At 47.3% G+C, this 17,713-nt stretch carries 20 protein-coding genes; 12 read left to right on the top strand and 8 right to left on the bottom strand.

The annotated features are described in order from the left end of the window. Positions 1 to 11: 11 nt before the first annotated feature. Entirely contained in the window at positions 12 to 1,103 is a 1,092-nt protein-coding gene (gene dinB / locus PJK55_RS07060) for a DNA polymerase IV (protein WP_271305235.1), read from the bottom strand. A gap of 35 nt (positions 1,104 to 1,138) precedes the next feature. Then, positions 1,139 to 2,062: a magnesium transporter CorA family protein gene (locus PJK55_RS07055; RefSeq protein WP_271305234.1), complete on the bottom strand. Its 924-nt coding sequence runs from the start codon at positions 2,060 to 2,062 to the stop codon at positions 1,139 to 1,141. Positions 2,063 to 2,143: 81 nt separating this feature from the next. On the opposite strand from PJK55_RS07055, the gene PJK55_RS07050 reads away from it, so the two are divergent. Further along, the gene (locus tag PJK55_RS07050; RefSeq protein ID WP_271305233.1) at positions 2,144 to 3,103 is read left to right on the top strand and encodes an HD domain-containing protein; all 960 of its coding nucleotides are present in this window, start codon (positions 2,144 to 2,146) and stop codon (positions 3,101 to 3,103) included. A 54-nt stretch (positions 3,104 to 3,157) separates the two neighbouring features. Here PJK55_RS07050 and PJK55_RS07045 read toward each other — a convergent pair whose 3' ends face one another. After that, positions 3,158 to 4,147: a peptidylprolyl isomerase gene (locus PJK55_RS07045; RefSeq protein WP_271305232.1), complete on the bottom strand. Its 990-nt coding sequence runs from the start codon at positions 4,145 to 4,147 to the stop codon at positions 3,158 to 3,160. A 153-nt stretch (positions 4,148 to 4,300) separates the two neighbouring features. On the opposite strand from PJK55_RS07045, the gene PJK55_RS07040 reads away from it, so the two are divergent. After that, positions 4,301 to 4,639, top strand: a complete 339-nt coding sequence (locus tag PJK55_RS07040; protein WP_271305231.1) for a DUF1878 family protein — start codon at positions 4,301 to 4,303, stop codon at positions 4,637 to 4,639. Here PJK55_RS07040 and PJK55_RS07035 read toward each other — a convergent pair. Beyond that, on the bottom strand, positions 4,623 to 5,186 hold the full coding sequence (locus PJK55_RS07035; protein ID WP_015880933.1) for an HTH-type transcriptional regulator Hpr: 564 nt from the start codon (positions 5,184 to 5,186) through the stop codon (positions 4,623 to 4,625). The two genes, PJK55_RS07040 and PJK55_RS07035, sit on opposite strands and share 17 nt — an antisense overlap. A gap of 61 nt (positions 5,187 to 5,247) precedes the next feature. Continuing rightward, complete coding sequence (locus PJK55_RS07030) at positions 5,248 to 5,604, bottom strand: hypothetical protein (protein WP_074032623.1); 357 nt, start codon at positions 5,602 to 5,604, stop codon at positions 5,248 to 5,250. A gap of 168 nt (positions 5,605 to 5,772) precedes the next feature. Here PJK55_RS07030 and PJK55_RS07025 point away from each other — a divergent pair, with 168 nt between their 5' ends. Continuing rightward, positions 5,773 to 6,108, top strand: a complete 336-nt coding sequence (locus tag PJK55_RS07025; protein ID WP_214819204.1) for a hypothetical protein — start codon at positions 5,773 to 5,775, stop codon at positions 6,106 to 6,108. A 38-nt stretch (positions 6,109 to 6,146) separates the two neighbouring features. Here the strand turns inward: PJK55_RS07025 and PJK55_RS07020 are convergent, their stop codons facing one another. Further along, on the bottom strand, positions 6,147 to 6,575 hold the full coding sequence (locus tag PJK55_RS07020) for an HIT family protein (RefSeq protein WP_271305230.1): 429 nt from the start codon (positions 6,573 to 6,575) through the stop codon (positions 6,147 to 6,149). Positions 6,576 to 6,703: 128 nt separating this feature from the next. Here PJK55_RS07020 and PJK55_RS07015 point away from each other — a divergent pair, with 128 nt between their 5' ends. Beyond that, positions 6,704 to 7,753, top strand: a complete 1,050-nt coding sequence (locus PJK55_RS07015) for a hypothetical protein (protein ID WP_271305229.1) — start codon at positions 6,704 to 6,706, stop codon at positions 7,751 to 7,753. Positions 7,754 to 7,802: 49 nt separating this feature from the next. Here PJK55_RS07015 and PJK55_RS07010 read toward each other — a convergent pair whose 3' ends face one another. Continuing rightward, positions 7,803 to 8,054, bottom strand: a complete 252-nt coding sequence (locus PJK55_RS07010) for a GlsB/YeaQ/YmgE family stress response membrane protein (RefSeq protein WP_214789707.1) — start codon at positions 8,052 to 8,054, stop codon at positions 7,803 to 7,805. A 170-nt stretch (positions 8,055 to 8,224) separates the two neighbouring features. Between PJK55_RS07010 and PJK55_RS07005 the strand changes: the two genes are divergently transcribed. Continuing rightward, the gene (locus tag PJK55_RS07005; RefSeq protein ID WP_271305228.1) at positions 8,225 to 8,962 is read left to right on the top strand and encodes an ABC transporter ATP-binding protein; all 738 of its coding nucleotides are present in this window, start codon (positions 8,225 to 8,227) and stop codon (positions 8,960 to 8,962) included. Then, positions 8,959 to 10,092, top strand: a complete 1,134-nt coding sequence (locus PJK55_RS07000) for an ABC transporter permease (RefSeq protein WP_271305227.1) — start codon at positions 8,959 to 8,961, stop codon at positions 10,090 to 10,092. The genes PJK55_RS07005 and PJK55_RS07000 overlap by 4 nt, the downstream gene beginning before the upstream one ends. Before the next feature lie 351 nt (positions 10,093 to 10,443). Here PJK55_RS07000 and PJK55_RS06995 read toward each other — a convergent pair whose 3' ends face one another. Continuing rightward, a complete protein-coding gene (locus PJK55_RS06995) occupies positions 10,444 to 11,748 on the bottom strand; it encodes an ammonium transporter (protein ID WP_224860203.1) in 1,305 nt (434 codons plus the stop codon). A gap of 121 nt (positions 11,749 to 11,869) precedes the next feature. On the opposite strand from PJK55_RS06995, the gene PJK55_RS06990 reads away from it, so the two are divergent. From PJK55_RS06990 to PJK55_RS06965, 6 genes are all read left to right on the top strand, one after another. Next, positions 11,870 to 12,175, top strand: coding sequence for a MerR family transcriptional regulator (locus tag PJK55_RS06990; RefSeq protein ID WP_074032630.1), 306 nt, complete (start codon positions 11,870 to 11,872; stop codon positions 12,173 to 12,175). 116 nt (positions 12,176 to 12,291) lie between these two features. After that, positions 12,292 to 13,341, top strand: coding sequence for a uroporphyrinogen decarboxylase (gene hemE / locus PJK55_RS06985; RefSeq protein WP_074032631.1), 1,050 nt, complete (start codon positions 12,292 to 12,294; stop codon positions 13,339 to 13,341). Next, positions 13,338 to 14,267: a ferrochelatase gene (gene hemH / locus PJK55_RS06980; RefSeq protein ID WP_214696193.1), complete on the top strand. Its 930-nt coding sequence runs from the start codon at positions 13,338 to 13,340 to the stop codon at positions 14,265 to 14,267. Before hemE ends, hemH begins: the two co-directional genes overlap by 4 nt. Beyond that, complete coding sequence (gene hemG / locus PJK55_RS06975) at positions 14,260 to 15,645, top strand: protoporphyrinogen oxidase (RefSeq protein WP_271305226.1); 1,386 nt, start codon at positions 14,260 to 14,262, stop codon at positions 15,643 to 15,645. Before hemH ends, hemG begins: the two co-directional genes overlap by 8 nt. 87 nt (positions 15,646 to 15,732) lie before the next feature. Continuing rightward, complete coding sequence (locus tag PJK55_RS06970; RefSeq protein WP_271305225.1) at positions 15,733 to 16,620, top strand: Cof-type HAD-IIB family hydrolase; 888 nt, start codon at positions 15,733 to 15,735, stop codon at positions 16,618 to 16,620. Between the two features lie 71 nt (positions 16,621 to 16,691). Continuing rightward, on the top strand, positions 16,692 to 17,681 hold the full coding sequence (locus tag PJK55_RS06965; protein WP_074037667.1) for a lipoate--protein ligase: 990 nt from the start codon (positions 16,692 to 16,694) through the stop codon (positions 17,679 to 17,681). The last annotated feature ends 32 nt before the right edge of the window (positions 17,682 to 17,713 follow it).

Below are 17,713 nucleotides of genomic sequence, written 5' to 3'. Positions count from 1 at the left end.
TGAATGGTCATTCATTCTTCAAGAGAAGGTTTCGTCAGTTCGTCAAATGTCAGTTGACGTGTGGATTCATTTCGAGGAATCAAGTCCGATACGGTCAGTCCAATCAAGCGAACGGGCTCGGTGACATTCATCTCATCGAAGAGGCGTCTTGCCAGTCGTCGAATCTCATCATGGTCATGCGTCGGATGATTCAATTTGATTTGATGACTTCTAGCCTGAAACTCGCTCGTCTTTAATTTGATGGTGACGGTTTGGCAACTTAGTTCGCGGCGATCGAGCTGACGCAACACGTCTTCCATTTCGGGAATGACCCGTTCGAATACTTCTTCGGGGTCGTCGATGTCAAACGCAAACGTCGTTTCCGACCCGATTGACTTACGCTCGCGCGTGGCGACGACAGGACGCGTGTCTCGTCCATGTGCTAGTTCATACAGTTGTTGCCCGCGATCATGTCCAAAGATGGCCTTCAGTTGTTCGGGACGAGCTTGTTGAAGGTCACCGATTGTATGATAGCCACTTTTGTTAAGCGTTTGGGCGGTCACTTTCCCGACACCGTGCATTGCTTCGATGGAGAGGGGAGAGAGAAAATCAGCGACTTTCTCAGGTGAGACGACGGTAAGACCGTTCGGCTTCTCAAAGCCGGACGCAATTTTTGCGACGAATTTTGAAGGTGCGACGCCAGCGGATGCCGTGAGACCGGTACGACGTTTGATCTCTCCTAGAATATAGCGGGCGATATACGGACCTGATGTGCTCAACAGCGTATTTTCGGTCACGTCCAAATAGGCTTCATCAAGGGATAAAGGTTCGACGAGAGGAGTGACCGACTTAAAGATGTCCATGACCTGTGTGCTGACTTGTCGATAGGCTTGGAATCGTGGTTTGACAAACGTGGCGTGTGGACACAAGGCAAAAGCGCGACGTGATGACATCGCGCTGTGTACGCCGTACTTCCTCGCTTCATATGAACAAGTGGCAACGACTCCACGACTGTGGGGTGGTCCACCAACGATGACAGGTTTTCCACGTAAATTTGGACGATCCCGTTGTTCGACGGAGGCATAAAAGGCATCCATGTCCACGTGAATGATGAGTCGTTCCATAACATCACCTTTCCTGTGCAAATCTCTTTTCTTTATTATAACGAACTTTTGTTCGTTTTTTTAGATTTTTGTTTCACTTTATTCTTTGATGGAGTGGTTTGATTCGGGAATTGTAACAATGAGCCAATCCAATTCTTCCGTTTCAACCATACTTGAATGATAAGAGTGAAGAATAGAATCATTAACCAGGCGAACGCGTAACCAAACGGCCAATCCAGTTCAGGCATTGCTTTAAAGTTCATTCCCCATACGGCACCGAACGCGACGACAGGGGTCGTAAGTGCTGTGAAGACGGTGAGTGCCTTCATGATTTCATTTCCTCGAAAGTTAGAAAGTGTCGAGGCGAGGTCTGTCATCGCGATGACGTCACCTTGATAATGATTGATGAGCGTCAATAGTCGACTGACTCGATAATCCGCGAGTTGGTAAGGTCTCAACGTTTGTAGGTCGATATCGAGAAAGGCCTCACGTCCTGCCATGACGAGTTCTTTATAGGGAGTGACGGTGTCGGACCAACGTTCAATTTCACTCCGAAGACCAAAGATTTCATTCATGAACGTGGCAGGAACTTGTCCTGCCATTTCTCGCTGTGCCACGAGAAGTCGTTCTTCGAATTCATCGATTCCGTGAAAGTAATTGTTCATCCGTTCGGCAAGCAATTCATAGAACGCTTCAATCGGTGAGTTGCAGGATTTCGCAAGGACCGACTTGTGATGTAAATCGTCAAATCCAATCGTCCATAGAAAATCTGGACCGATAAAATAATGCCCAATCTTCTGGGGCTCACGTTCTAACTGTTCGTAGTCGAGTGTGAGTGACCCGTACATATAACCATCCTCGACCACAATTTTTGTGACACTTGCGGTCGTTAACTGCTCGAGCCAATACGTATAGGCCAGTGCATATCGAGAATCTACTTCCACATAATCCTCGGGGCGCGTATACCAATCCCATTCCATCGTCTATTCCTCCAATTCGCTATAGTAGTAGTATTCCCAAATTGTCAGGAATGTTGGCATCTGTCGCAAAGTTTCGATAAGATGAAGGTATTGAACAAGAGAGAGGTGCTTTCATTGACGACAAAAATCGGTCAGCTCAAAGTGGGCGACACGCTAGACCAATATGTCATGATCAAACAATCGTATAAGGGACTTGCCGGGAACGGAAAGCCTTATTTAACATTAATCCTTTGCGACGAGAGTGGCGAAATTGAAACGAAGTTATGGGATAGTTCGGATACCGAAAAGTATGCGACGAAAAAAATCGTCCATGCGGCCGGTGAAGTGATGGACTATCGTGGACGGACGCAATTGAAGTTGAAGCAAATTTCAATCATCGAGCAAGAAGTCGATATCGCCCCGTACGTTCGGTCGGCGCCGATTCCGAAGTCAGAACTTGAAACGACCATCCGTGGGTTCATCACGTCACTGCAACACGATGACATTCGTCGTCTCGTTGAAGAAGTCGTCAGTCGTCACGAAGAGGCATACTTCACGTATCCAGCTGCTGTGCGACATCATCACGCGGTCTATTCCGGACTCGCATTCCACGTCATGTCGATGCTGAAGCTTGCGGACACGATGTGTGAGCTGTATCCGTCGTTGAACCGAGACCTGTTGATTGCCGGCGTGATCTTGCATGACTTGGCGAAAGTCATCGAGTTGTCGGATGCGATCACACCAGAGTATACGCTTGAAGGCAAGTTGCTCGGCCATCTCTCACTCATGGCATCTGAAGTAGAAGTCGTGTCACGTGAGCTCGGGACGGACCGAGAAGTGACGACGTTGTTGCAACATCTTGTCTTAAGCCATCACGGGAAACCGGAGTGGGGGTCGGCGAATACGCCGCAACTCCCTGAAGCGGAGATGCTGTTCTTCATCGACAACATCGACGCGCGGATGAACATGTTCGAGAAAGCGTATGAAGGCGTCGAGCCGGGTACGTTCACCGAACGTGTCATGGCACTCGATAACCGTGCATTTTATCGTCCGAAATTATAATGTGTTACATGTCCATAAAAAAATGGCGCTCCATTACGGAGTGCCATTTTTGTCTTATTGTTCAGTCGACTCTTCAGAAGACTCGTCTGCGTTTTTGATGGCTTCTTTGACAGCGTCAAATTGTTGCTCTGCTTTTGCATCTTTTACGTCAACGTTGTATTTTTCAATCAACTCCGCGTAAACTTTGTTTGCATCGACAGAAGCTAATTTTTCTGTAGCAACCTCTTCACGAATACGATCTTTCTCGTCCTCGAGTTTCAAGTCTTTCTCTTTACGGTCTGTTACTTTGATGACGTGGAATCCATATTGCGATTGGATTGGCTCAGAGACTTTTCCAACCACATCTTCTTGGAATGCATATTCTTCGAATTCAGGTACCATCTGACCTGTAGAGAAGAAACCGAGCTCTCCACCTTTTTCACCTGAACCTGTATCTGTTGATTTTTCTTTCGCGAGTTCTGCGAAGTCTGCACCGTCATTCAATTGTTTGATGATGTCTTGTGCTTCTTCTTCTGACTCGACGAGGATGTGGCTAGCTTCCACTTCCGTGTTTTCTTTCGCGAACTGTGCTTCGATATCTTCATCGGTCACGTCGACGAGTTCAGATTTTGCAGCATCGACGAGCATTTGCCCGCGGAGTGCTTCTTTGAACTCTTCTGTCCCGCTCATACCGGCTTGTTGGATCGCTTGTTCAAATTCTTCTTCTGAGTTGAATTGTTCCTCTGTCTTGCTGAACTCTTCATCTACTTTTTCTTGCTCGACTTGATCACCGTATTCTTTTTCAAGAAGTGCGTTCATTGTCTCTTGGAATGCAAGTTGTGGCACCATGCGGTCATAACTCATGTCTGTGATTTCACCGCGTGTGATTTCGCCGCCTTTATATGTGACGACTGCTGAATTATCTGATTCTCCGCCGCCTGCGCTTGTCGCTGCGTATGTGCCGCCAGCACCGATGATCAGTGCAAGTGCAGATGCACCGACGAGAGCGCCGGTTGAGAATTTTTTATCTTGCTTTTTTGGTTCGTTTGTCATTCCGTTTGACATGTATTCCACCCCTAATAATTCTTTAAAGTTTCTAAGTCCGACTATATCACATTTTCCTAATCATGACAGCTGTTCTCTTGTCTGTACAGTATCATAGCACACAATCCTGTCGTATAATGATGTAATAGAATGTGAAATGATGGGGTGAGGGTAGTGTCACTAGAAGAGAAGGTCGAGCATTTATCATATCAGATGAAGATCTTACTCGAGATTGTTGATTGGACAGAACGTCCGTTTGAATATGAAGTGATTCGAGCGAACTTGACGAAGCAGGATGTAGAGGCGTTTTATCAGTTGCTTGAGGACATTCGGGTACGACAAAACGAGCAAATGCGCTATGGGTTTACGTCCATAGAGCCGTTGCTCGTCCATTTTGTGGGCATGTTAGATTCAAGGCTCGACGTGAAAACGATTCTTGGGGCATGCGTCCGTCAAGGAATCGAGTTAGACGTCACAGAGCCACTCTATCGGCAGGTTAGGCTTCTTGGCTGAGTTCATCCTCATCAGGACGTCTGCCTGCCTCTTCTGTGATCATTTTTGATGTTTCAGCAAAGATGTCCATGAAGTTGTCCCCATATAAACGACGTACGATGGCCGTCATATCTGTTAAGTCAGGGAACTTGCCATAAAGTTCTTGGAGCGGAAGTGAGGCGCGGAATACGCCGTTTCCTTCTGGGTCAAACGCGTGAATCGTTTCAAGCAACAACGATTCTCCTTCAGGGGTCAATTGAACATACGTATTTCGCTTGTCCGTCTCTTTTTTCGAAAACGTAAGTAATCCACGATCTTCTAACTTCTTCGAGAAGTTGAAAGCGGTCGAGACGTGCATGACGCCATATTTTGCAATTTCAGAGATCGATGCGCCGCCTAACGCGTGGGCAATCCATAAGATATGGTGCTCATTGATGTTTAAATCAAATGGTTTAATCCAGTTTTGCCAGTCTTTTTCGACGGTTTTCCACAAAGCCTTACTCAATTGAATAATTTTGTGGCTATAGAGCATGGCCTCAGGGCCAGTGAATTCTTTTTCGTGTTCCATTTCGATCCATCCTTTCCGGATAAAAAATCAAAAGTAATCGACGGACGATGACCTCAAACACTCACTGTGTTTGATTGACGGTGTTGTCAGTCATAGCAGACTGTACGTTCGAGAGTTCCTGAAGGTTCCCTTGAATTCGCTCGACTGAAGGCTGAATGTCTTGTTGATAGCGTTCGACTTCGGCTTTCACTTGATCAGTCAATTCTTTTCCTTGCAGTTTCCCTGCGGCGGCAACTTGCGATGCATGTTTCGCCACATTCCCAAATTGTTCTTTTAGCGTAGTGATTGTGGATGCTCGATGTTGTTGAGCAGCAGCATCATTTGCGGTACCTCTCGCCAGTTTTTTAAACGTGGCAACTCCTAAAAATGCTAAAACAAAGCCGAAAGCAATCCAATCTCGACGTTGGCGACTCGACAAAACATTCCCCTCCTCAAGCTCGGATAATCCGAATTACATTCTTTTCATATTATTTTACCAAAAAAGAGTGATTAAAAACCTATATCGCAAATAAAATTTTTCAGAACATTCAATTTTGACCGAAAAATCATTTTATTTTAAAATACAGGTAAAGGAAGGTGATCCTCAGTGGAGAAAGCGAAGCGTTGGGTAGATGACATGCTTGACCTATATCTCGCTGCGAAACGACTGGGAGATGACACTTGGGCCGACTCCATTATGAACACACTAGAGGCGGGGTATGAAGCGTCGAAACAAACAGAGCAGGCACGCGAAGAATCGATACGAGAAAAACGTGTGCTTGAAATAGATACCCGTCTAACCGAATTACGAAAAGAATTTGAACAAGCGACATCTGTTAAGACGCGTCAACAGTTATACGAAGTGGCAATCAAACTTCAGGTCGAGCGAGCGCAATTAGAAGAAGAACGGAAACGTCACCTTGATTCAATCAATCAATCATAAAACGAGACCCGTCATCGATTGACGGGTCTCGGTCTGTCTTAAACGTGTGATTGAATATTCGATGCGAGGGTTGTGAGTTCTTCAGATGTGAACGCATCATTTTGTGTAATCCATTTTGCTCCGAATCCATCTTCGTGTCCGAAGCGTGGAATTAAATGAATGTGGAAGTGATAGACCGTTTGTCCGGCAACTTCCTCAGCATTCGACAAGACGTTCATGCCGATTGCCCCTGTCTCGCGTTGAATGGCCTTCGCGATGGTCGGGACGCGTTTGAAGACGTCCGCTGCGACATCTTCAGGTAGCTCGTAAACGTTTTTCGCATGGTGTTTCGGAATGACGAGCGTGTGACCTTTTGTCACTTGCGAGAGGTCGAGAAAAGCGACGACCGCCTCATCTTCATATACCCGGTATGACGGGATTTCTTGTTGAGCGATTTTGCAAAAGATACAGGTTGGATCGGTATGCATCTTCATTCCTCCATTCTAAAAGTCATTTCTGTTTCATCATACCACGGAAATTCAGGCGCAAGAACGATTGGAAGGGAGTTTGATTCCTTTTATACTTGAAGTAAGCACTGAAGAAAGGAGGCGAAAAGATGTCGTATACAAGAAGTAGAAAAAAAGAACGTCATCCCATAATGATTCTTCTATTATCTATTTTCACCATTTTAGTCGGAGCCATTGTCTTCTATATATATGGATACAAGCCAGCGGCGGAGCAAGATAAGATTCACGTCGCATTTAAAGAGGCCTTATTAGAGGAAGACCGTGCTTTCTTTGAGCAGAAAGTAGAGTATCAAGGCGAACCGTTAACGCGTGCGGAAGCACTACGGTTTATGGGCTGGTTGAACGATGAAAAATCCATTCGTGGCGATGCCATCGCCGAAGTCGCACAAGATCGCGCGAATCGGACGAAAGGCATGGAAGCGGAAGGGCTGTTTCGATTGATTGATACAGGAGAAGGGCGCTTTGGCTTTTCAGATTATCGGATTGAGTTATTGCCACAACGAATCGATGTCACTTCAGACGTACCGTTGACGAATATTTGGGTCGATGGGCAGCGCGTCGGTCGGATTGATGAAGCGAACGGACGATTCACGTTCGAGAAGATGCCAGGAAGTTATGATGTGAAGGCGGTCGCCGTGGCGAATGGTGAGACGGTGTCCGAAACAGAGACGATTCAATTGATCACGTCCGAATCGATTGATTATGCACTCATGCCGGAATCGAGCGAAGCGATTGCGGGGCAATTCGATTTGAAGCGGGCAGAGCTCATTGAGATTGAAGTAGAGGCGCAAACCGGTCATCCGTTAGAAACGATTGATTCATTAATCGGGCAATCGGAAGGAAAGGTTCAAGAAACGTTAGGAGAGCCAAATGGGAAACGTGATGGGAAATGGGATTATGAACGTTTGACCATCGTGTTTGAAGAGGGGGACGTGCAGTCAGTTTTAATCGATCTTGATAAACGACCAGACGACTTGGTTGCATTACTCGGCGAACCGAAAGAAAAGACGGAACACAAACTCGGCACAGAGTGGGATTACGGTCAATCCTTCTTCGAATCATTCTTCACGTTCTTTGGTCTTGAGACGGAGAAGCAGTTTATTGAAAAAAATGACGCGATGTATTTATTGATTCAATGAAAAAAAAGAGGGACATTCCATTACGGAAGCCCCTCCTGTACATAAATAATTATTTCTTACGCATTGATTTCATGACGAACGACACGATCAAGATAAGAAGAATCGCACCGATAAGAGCTGGGATAATCGCGATATCCGCTACGATTGGTCCGAAATCACCGAAGATGAGTCCACCCAACCAAGCACCGATAATACCCGCGATGATGTTACCGATGATTCCACCTGGTACGTCCTTACCTAAAATTAATCCTGCTAACCAACCGATGATACCTCCGATAATCAAATAAAGAATAAACCCCATAATTCATTTCTCCTTCCTCTGTTTGCCCATTGTTCTTTTCAACGATTTTGTGGAACAATGGGAGTATTGATGTTTTATTTTAAAATGCCTTACAGTTCAGATTATTCCCATGTGACAACATTTAAAACATATATCACGAAAAAAAGTTGAAAATGAAAGGTGTGGTTTTCATGCTGCACGTCAGTCGATTGAACGGCGGATATATTGGAAAACAAGTTTTGCACGACGTTTCGTTTGAAGTGAACAAAGGAGAGCTCGTTGGGTTGATAGGGCTAAATGGAGCTGGTAAATCGACGACGATCAAACACATTTTGGGTCTGTTGTCACCACTATCCGGAAAAATCGAAATTGATGGAGAAACATTAGAGTCTTCAGAAAAAAGATATCGTAAGAAAGTAAGTTACATACCGGAGACACCGATTTTATACGAGACGTTAACCTTACAAGAACACATCGAGTTGATGGGGAAAGCATATGACGTAAGTCCTGAAGAATTGACCGAACGAACGAAGCGTTTAGCAAAAGAAATGCGAATGGAAAAACAACTTACTTGGTTCCCGTCCGTCTTTTCAAAAGGGATGCGACAAAAGGCGATGATCTTATGCGCCCTTGTGACGAAGACGCCGCTCCTCATCGTCGATGAGCCGTTCGTCGGTCTTGATCCACTAGCGATTCGTCAGTTGCTCCAACTGTTTGATGAGTACAAACAAGACTGTGCGATTTTGATGTCGACCCATATTCTTGAGACAGCAGAGCGGCATTGCGACCGTTTCGTCTTCCTTCATCAAGGTGTCGTCATCGCGAACGGGACGGCCGCACAGTTGCGAGACAAATATGCATTGTCACCTGGGGCGACACTCGATGACATTTATGTCGAGGCGATTGCCTCAGAGGAGCGGTCGTCATGAATCGATTTACTTCAAGACTCGGGAACTGGATGGAAGAGGTCGTCAAATATAGTCGCTACGTTGCGAACGGAGGGCTCTTGTTTACGCTTTATTTCACCTTGATCTACGGGGCGTTCGTCTACAACAACTTTTTAGAACGAATCGATGGGTCGTTTCCGGGGGCGTGGATTGCTGTGGCGGTGCTTCTGTTGATGCCACTCGGTCATCGTCCGCGGACGTTTATCCAGGAAGCGGACCAAGTGTTCCTCCTACCTGAATTAGGTACGATTCGTTCATATATGATTGGTGTTCGCTTGTTTAATATCGTATTCGCTACGTTACGAGCGCTCCTCGTCTTGCTCGTGTTATTGCCGCTTCTCGTGCGGACAGAGACATATTCGAGCTTCGAGGTGCTGTCCTTCGTCGTGACGATGGTCTTACTGTCAGCCGCAGGGCGTTTGGCGAAAATTGAGGGTGTTCGTGAATGGATGATTTTACCGTTCGCGCTTGGAAGTGCTGTCTTGATCTTGATGGCTTGGACAGAGTGGGCATGGATTCCCGCGTTCATGCCGTTCATTTTCTTACATGTAAAACGAAACGAACGAATCCCACTCTTACACTGGTTGGCGCTTGAGGAGAAGAGTCGGGCTCAGTTTGAACGAGTCATCAGCTGGTTCGTCGACTTGCCGACCTTGAAAGAAGAGGTGCGCGAACGACGACTGCTGACAAAACTTCTCGAAAAGCGAGTACTACAACGTGTCGATGCTTCCCGTTACGTGTACGGCCTTCGCATTCTTCGTTCGAACGACTCGCTCGATTTGATTCTTCGATTGACGGCGGTCGCGCTCATCGTCATGTGGATGTCGGGCGGGTGGTATGTCGGATTCGTCACACCACTATTTGTAGGACTGACAGCGTTACAGCTCGTTCCACTGTTTAAACGATTAGAGGCGATCTCGATCGTCTCCTGGCTTCCGATTACCCGTAACGAACGAATTGAGGGCTATTCATGGTGGGCGATGCGATTGCTTATTACCCAGTCGATCGTTCTCGTGCTTGCCTCGATTGGGTTTGGCGCGACATGGGATGCGGCGGTTGGATTGGTTTTATCCATCGTAGTCATTCGTTATTACTTGAGACGGTTGACGTAAAGAGTGACGAATAGATATACAAAAAAATAGACGAACGAGATGGTTCAAACAACATCTCGTTCGTCTTTCATTTTGTATTAAGCGATAGATGATTTTTTGACATGCTAATTGTCGTTCACCTTCTTTTCGGTCGATTGATGAACTTTACAAAGAAGAAGATCATAACGGAAATGAAAACGAGTAAGAATAGTGCGAAATCAAGAGCGTTTATAAGTCATACCTCCAGTGAATGTGATGATGCGTAAAAATTTCACGACTTCATTTTACCGTTATTTGAATTGGTGTAAAGCGAAAAAGGGTTAGTCACCATATTTTGGTGAATAACCCCTCCTTATCAATCGAAAGTTCAAATTATTTTTTTGGAGACATGACCGATACGCTCGAACCGAGAATCTTAGGAAGGCGTCCTGGTTTCTCTGTAGTTTCTTCAACTTCACCATATGCTGATACACCATGCTCTGCGATATCGAGACCGACATCTTCTTGTTCTTCTGTGACACGAAGGCCGATCGTGACGTCAAGGAGTTTTAAGAAGGCATAGCTGCCGCCACCGGCGATGACCATGGCGATCAATACGCCGAGTGTCTGAACGCCAAGTTGTGTCAATCCGCCGCCGTAGAAGAGACCGGCAGAACCGATTCCTGTAATCTCGACGAGTCGAGGAGAAGCGAAGAAGCCGAGTGCGAGTGTCCCGATAATACCAGCCACGCCGTGTACAGAGAAGGCGCAGAGTGGGTCGTCCACATATTTTGCCATCAAGATGCTCGTTCCGTATGTTGCAATCGATGCGAGGGCACCGATGACGACTGCTGCCCAAGGCTCTACAAACGCACAAGCTGCTGTGATGGCAACGAGTGCTCCGAGAACACCGTTGACGATCGTCGGGATGTCTGCCGTTTTACGGTGGAGCATGACGATGGCAAGGGCACCAAGCGCACCAGCTGCTGTTGCGAGCATTGTTGTCAACGCCACGTAACCGAAGAATCCGTCAGCGACCGACATCGTAGAACCGGCGTTGAATCCGAACCAGCAAAGCCAAAGTACGAGACCGCCAACGACAGTCAACACGTGGTTGTGACCAGCGAGTGATTCCGTCTTGCGACGTGGTTTCAAGATGATGGTTGCCATGAGAGCCGCCATCCCACCTTGAAGGTGAACGACCGCCGAACCTGCGAAGTCTTGCATCCCCATTGATCCGAGCATTCCGCCAGCCCATACTGAGCGTGCAACGATCGGGTAGAGGATGGCAACGAAGAAGATACCGAAGAGAACGTAGGCAGAAAGCTTAGCCCGTTCCGCAAATCCACCCCAAGCGATGGCGAGGGATACCGCAACGAATGATAACTGGAATAAGAATTTAATGTCGATTGATACGTTCGCCCAATCGAGGCTTGTGAACGATCCGCTTAAGAAGAATCCTTCTGTCCCAAACCAAGTCGTTCCGTCACCGAATGAGAGGCCGAATCCGACCGCCCAAAAAGCGAGTGCCGCCACAGAGAGGCTGATAATTTGTTTGACCGCGACGTGACCGGCGTTTTTCGCCCGGAGCGTCCCTGTCTCGAGTAGTCCGAAACCTAATTGCATCGTCAATACGAGCAATGCAGCGATGAGTACATACAGCGTGTCCATATAATAGAGAATGTCTTCCATGTTCATGCCCTCCTTTTTCTTAGGTGCTTTCCAAAAGTTGACTTCAGTGTAAAACGAAAATTTGATGTTGGATTGCATTTTGTCAGATTATCTGACATAGTTTTTTTATTAAGGAGGGCGAGGGTGAATGGACTATAAATCGAAGAAAGTAATCGGGATGGGCGTCGTGACAGAGTTGACGGGACTTTCTGAGCGTCAGGTCCGTTATTATGAAGAAAAAGGTCTCGTCTTTCCTGAACGTACGAAAGGCGGTTCGCGTAAATATTCTTTCCATGACGTGGAGCGTTTGGTGGAAGTGGCGACTAAATTGGAAGATGGATGGCGAATTCAAGATATTAAAGAGCGCGAGCGTCGATTATCGGCGAAGCAGCGTGATGATTTGATTCGCGGTCAGTTGAATTCGGCCTTCCGAACATTTCCGACAAAAAAATGACACAAAGAAAACACAATGAAAATGCTTCACATTAGCATAATTCTAATTAATTTCTGTATAATGTTTTTGAGTTCACAAACACGAGAATAAAGAGTGTAGGAGAAATTTAGAGGGGAATGACGCGACGTATGAACGATACTATTTTAAAAGCGTTTAAAGGAGAGGCGACAGATTATGTACCTGTATGGTATATGCGCCAAGCCGGACGCTATCAACCGGAATATCGAGAGATTAAAAAGACGAGGTCACTATTCGAGATCACGCATGATCCTGAACTTTGTGCATATGTCACGGAACTTCCGGTGAAACAACTCGGAGTCGACGCGGCCATTCTATATAAAGACATCATGACGCCACTTCCGTCGATGGGGGTAGATGTCGAAATTAAGAGCGGAATCGGACCGGTCATCGACAACCCATATCGAACGATGGAAGATGTGGAACGCTTAAAGCCATTAAACCCAGATGATATCTCATACGTCTTCGACACGATCCGTTTACTTCGGGAACGATTAGAAGTACCGCTCATCGGCTTTTCAGGAGCGCCGTTCACATTGGCGAGCTACATGATCGAAGGTGGTCCATCACGGAACTACCATCGCACGAAAGCGCTCATGTATGCAGAACCGGATGTCTGGAATGCATTGATGGAAAAACTCGGTGACATGGTCATCACGTATGCGAAAGCGCAAGCGGATGCTGGCATTCAAGCTTTCCAATTGTTTGATTCGTGGGTCGGGACGCTCAGCCGTAAAGACTACGCGCGTTACATCAAGCCGACGACGGAACGTATTTTCAAAGAATTACGTTCCCTCGACATCCCGCTCATTATGCATGGAGTCGGAGCGAGTCATCAAATCGAAGAATGGCACGACCTTCCACTTGATGTGGTCGGACTCGATTGGCGTCTATCGGTACAAGAAGCGCGCGACCGCGGGATCACAAAGGCTGTCCAAGGAAACTTGGACCCGTCGTTCTTACTGGCACCGTGGCCGGTCATCGAAGAGAAAGTAAAAGAGATTTTGGATGAAGGAATGAAGCAACCAGGATACGTCTTCAACTTGGGACATGGGGTGTTCCCAGAAGTCGATCCAGCCGTACTCGTCAAATTGACAGCATTCATTCACGATTACTCACGCGAAAAAATGGGAGGCAATGAATCATGAAAACAGTCGGACTACTTGTCATGGCGTACGGGACACCGTACAAGCCGGAAGATATCGAACGCTACTACACGCACATTCGGTACGGACGTAAACCATCGCCAGAAGCGCTCCAAGATTTAACGGAACGCTATGAAGCGATTGGCGGCGTATCTCCGCTCGCAAAAATCACGATCGATCAAGCGGAGACGCTTCGTGACATCTTGAATGAGCGCCATGTAGGTGAAATCGAGTTCAAACTGTATATCGGATTGAAGCATATCGAACCGTTCGTAGAAGATGCGGTCGCGCAAATGGCGAACGACGGCATTAAAGAAGCGGTATCGGTCGTCTTGGCACCTCATTACTCGTCATATAGCGTCAAGTCATATAACGGTCGTGCTCATGAAGAAGCAGCGAAGTATGGCATCGACATCCGTTCAGTCGACTCATGGTATGACGAGCCGAAGTTTATCAATTGGTGGGCAGAGGCGATCAAAGAAACGTTCGCGAACTTGCCTGTACCGGCTGAAAAAGCATGTCTCATCGTATCAGCACATAGTCTTCCTGAAAAGATTTTGGCTGGGGGCGACCCGTATCCAGATCAATTGAAGGAGACGGCAGATAAGATTGCTCAGGCGACAGGTGTACCGAACGTTGAAGTCGGTTGGCAGTCAGAAGGAAACACACCGGATCCATGGATTGGACCGGACGTGCAAGATTTGACGGCTGAACTTTATGAAAAACATGGCTACGAAGCGTTTGTCTACACGCCGGTTGGCTTTGTCGCAGACCATCTCGAAGTATTGTTCGACAACGATGTCGAATGTAAAGTCGTCTGTGACCGCCTCGGTGTCCACTACGCACGTCCAGCTATGCCAAATGCAGAGCGAAGCTTCATCGAAGCCATCGCGGATCGAATGGAAAGCGTGATCGTGCATCATGCGTAATTTTACGATTGTCGGTGGTGGGATCACAGGTCTCACCGCCGCTTTTTATGCGGAGCGTTATTTGCCGGAAGACGTATCAATCACATTGCTCGAGGCGACAGACCGTCTCGGTGGAAAGATTGACACGTATGAGACGGGCGAGTTTGCGGTTGAACGCGGACCAGATTCGTACGTTTTTCGAAAGACAGCCATGACAGAATTGATTGAAGATGTCGGTTTAGGTGATGAACTCGTTCGAAACGGCGTCGGACAGGCTTACGTTCTCCATCATGATGGACTCCATCCAATTCCAAAGCAGACAGTGATGGGAATTCCGCTTGACGTCAACGCGTTTCGTGAGACGACGTTGCTCTCGGAAGAAGAGCACGAAGACTTGAAACAGATGTTACTGACACCACCTGATGTAGAAGCGCCAGATTCGGACGTTTCCCTTGGTCTGTACCTTCGTGAGCGTGTCGGAGACCCGATTGTCGACCGTCTGATTGAGCCGTTACTCTCTGGCATCTATGCAGGGGACATCGATCAAATGAGTGCGATGTCGACATTCCCACAGTTTATTGAGGGAGAAAAGAAATACGGGAACTTGTATGAAGGGATGCGTCATCTACGTCCCGAACAACGGGTCGCTGAAGTCGGGGCGAAAAAAGTAGGGCAGTTTGCCTCATTAAAACGAGGACTCAAATCGCTCACGGATCGTCTGGCCGAACGATTAGAACGGACCGAGGTCGTATTGAACTGTTCTGTCGAGCAAGTGTCCGAGCGTGAGGACGGGTATCGGTTATTCACGAATCGCGGAGATATCGACACGGATCATCTCGTATTGACGGTCCCACCACGCCTCATTCGTCAGTTCCTCCCGAAAGTCGACAGTGACTTTTTGGCGGATATGAAACCGCATGCGACAGCAACTTGCTCGCTTGTCTTTAAAGAAGAAGATATTGAGCTTCCGTTCGTTGGAACAGGATTTGTGACGAGTCAGGAAGCGGACGTGACGATAACGGCATGTACGTTCATCGACCAGAAATGGCCACATGCTGTGCCGGAAGGGTATCACGTCCTCCGTGTCTTTTTAGGTCGTCCGGGGGCAGATGACATCGTGGAAGCGTCCGATGAAGAAATCATCGAGACAGCGTTGCATGATCTTCGAGGTCTCATGCAAATTCACCGTGATCCGATTCAGACAGTCGTCAGTCGACTTCGTGACGGACTGCCACCGTATGCCGTCTTTCATGCGGACCGCGTCAAAGCGCTCCGTGCCGAGATGAGCCGGGTATATCCTGGAGTCATTCTGGCTGGAATCGCCTATGACGGAATCGGGATGCCGGACTGTGTGAAGAGTGTGCGGGAACAAGTGAAAGCATTGCGTGAAAAAAATTGAGATTTGATGAAGGGAGGGTTCGGATTGTTCCGAATCCCTCTCTTTTTGTTATAGTTAGAAGCGAAAGAGAAAAAGGAGTGATGGAAGATGGCAACGTATAAACTTTTTGTATCAGACATGGACGGTACGATTTTGCACAACCACACCAAAATTGCGAACGAGACGGCAGAAATCGTTCGTGAAGCAGAGGCAGCGGGCATTCGATTCGCAATTGCGACGGGGCGCAACTATGTGAATGCGAAACAAATCCTAGATGAGGTCGGCCTTTCTTGCCCAATCGTATCGTCGAATGGGGGACGCGTGCTCGACACATCAGGAGAAGTCCTTCATGAGATCGACTTGACGATTGAAGAGGCTCTTCAGGTCATTGATGTCCTTCATCAAGATGATAAATATGCGGACGTCTTTTACGAGATGTACACGGAGGCTGGACTCGTGGCAAGCCGTGGTGACTTGATTGAGGCATCGATGAAAAACTTGAAAGCGAATGGTGACGATCGCTCGCTTGAGATGTATGAGTTCTTTAAGAATCGCTATTACGTCAATGAAGACGTCAAAATTGTCGACGACATCGAGAGCTTCATTCGTGAGGAAGCGGGGCGTGTCTATAAGTTCATCGCGTTCTCAAGCCATCTCGAGAAAATGACGGCGCTTTGGAAAGAAATCGAAGCACAAGTCGAAGGTGTGTACGTCACATCTTCAGGTAATGACAACATTGAAGTGATGGCACACGGCGCAGATAAAGGAAACGGTGTGACGAAGCTTGCTGAACATTACGGCATCGATTTATCAGAAGTCGTCGTCATCGGTGATAACTTGAATGACGTACCGATGTTCAAAGTGGCCGGAAAAGGGATTGCGATGGGGAACAGCCATGAGGACTTGATTGCTATCAGTGACCACGTCACAGAGCGTCACGACGAGTACGGGGTCGCGAACGCCTTGAAACGAGTGATGACAGGTGAGTGGAAGTAAAAGATTTGTCGAGTCATCGTCTCGTCTCGTATAATACGAGTAACGAACATCCGACTAGGAGGAAATAGACTGTGAAATTTATTTTTAATCCAGATATCCGCGACCCGAAGCTTAACTTGGCGGTCGAAGAGTATATCTTAAAACACTTGAACGTAGACCATGAAGACTACTTCTTGTTTTATATCAACGGTCCATCGATTATCATCGGGAAAAACCAAAACACGTCTGAAGAGGTCAACTTGAAGTACATCGAAGAGAATGGCATCGATGTCGTACGTCGCCTCTCTGGTGGCGGTGCCGTCTATCACGATGAAGGAAACTTGAACTTCAGCTTCATCACAAAAGACGATGGCAACTCGTTCAATAACTATAAGAAGTTCACGCAACCGATTGTGGATGCCTTACGTAACCTCGGTGTCGAGGCGGAGCTGACTGGCCGCAACGATATTCAGGTCGGTGAACGTAAAATCAGCGGGAACGCACAATTCACGACGCGCGGACGTATGTTCAGCCACGGGACGCTCATGTTCAACTCGAACATTGAAGAAGTCGTCAACTCGCTCAACGTCTCGGAAGAGAAAATGCGTTCAAAAGGAATCAAGTCGGTCCGTAGCCGTGTGGCGAACATCACTGAATTTTTAGAGCGTGAGATGGAGATGGAACATTTCGTCGAGGCGTTGCTCCATTCGATTTACGATGGAGAGCAGCCAGAGCGTTACGTGCTTCGTGATGAGGATTGGGAAATTGTCCATGATATTTCGAAAGAACGTTATGCGAACTGGGACTGGAACTTCGGGAAATCGCCGAAGTTTGATGTCGAGTCGAAGCGTCGTTTCCCAATCGGGACAATCGATGTCCGCTTGAACGTCAACAAAGGAACGATCACTGAAGCGAAGATTTACGGTGATTTCTTCGGTGTCGGTGACATCCAAGATGTCGAGCAGGCGCTCGTCGGGACTCGTTTCGAACGTGCGGCCATTCGCGAGCAATTGATGCAACTCGATCTGAAGCACTACTTCGGAAATGTTGAGCTCGAGGAATTGGTTGATTTGATTAGTTAAAAGTAAAAAGGTGTTTCGGGATGAATTTCCGA

It is taken from the genome of Exiguobacterium sp. MMG028, from assembly GCF_027947425.1.
GTDB lineage: Bacteria > Bacillota > Bacilli > Exiguobacteriales > Exiguobacteriaceae > Exiguobacterium > Exiguobacterium aestuarii_A.
This window is presented reverse-complemented; position numbering and strand designations above follow the sequence as displayed.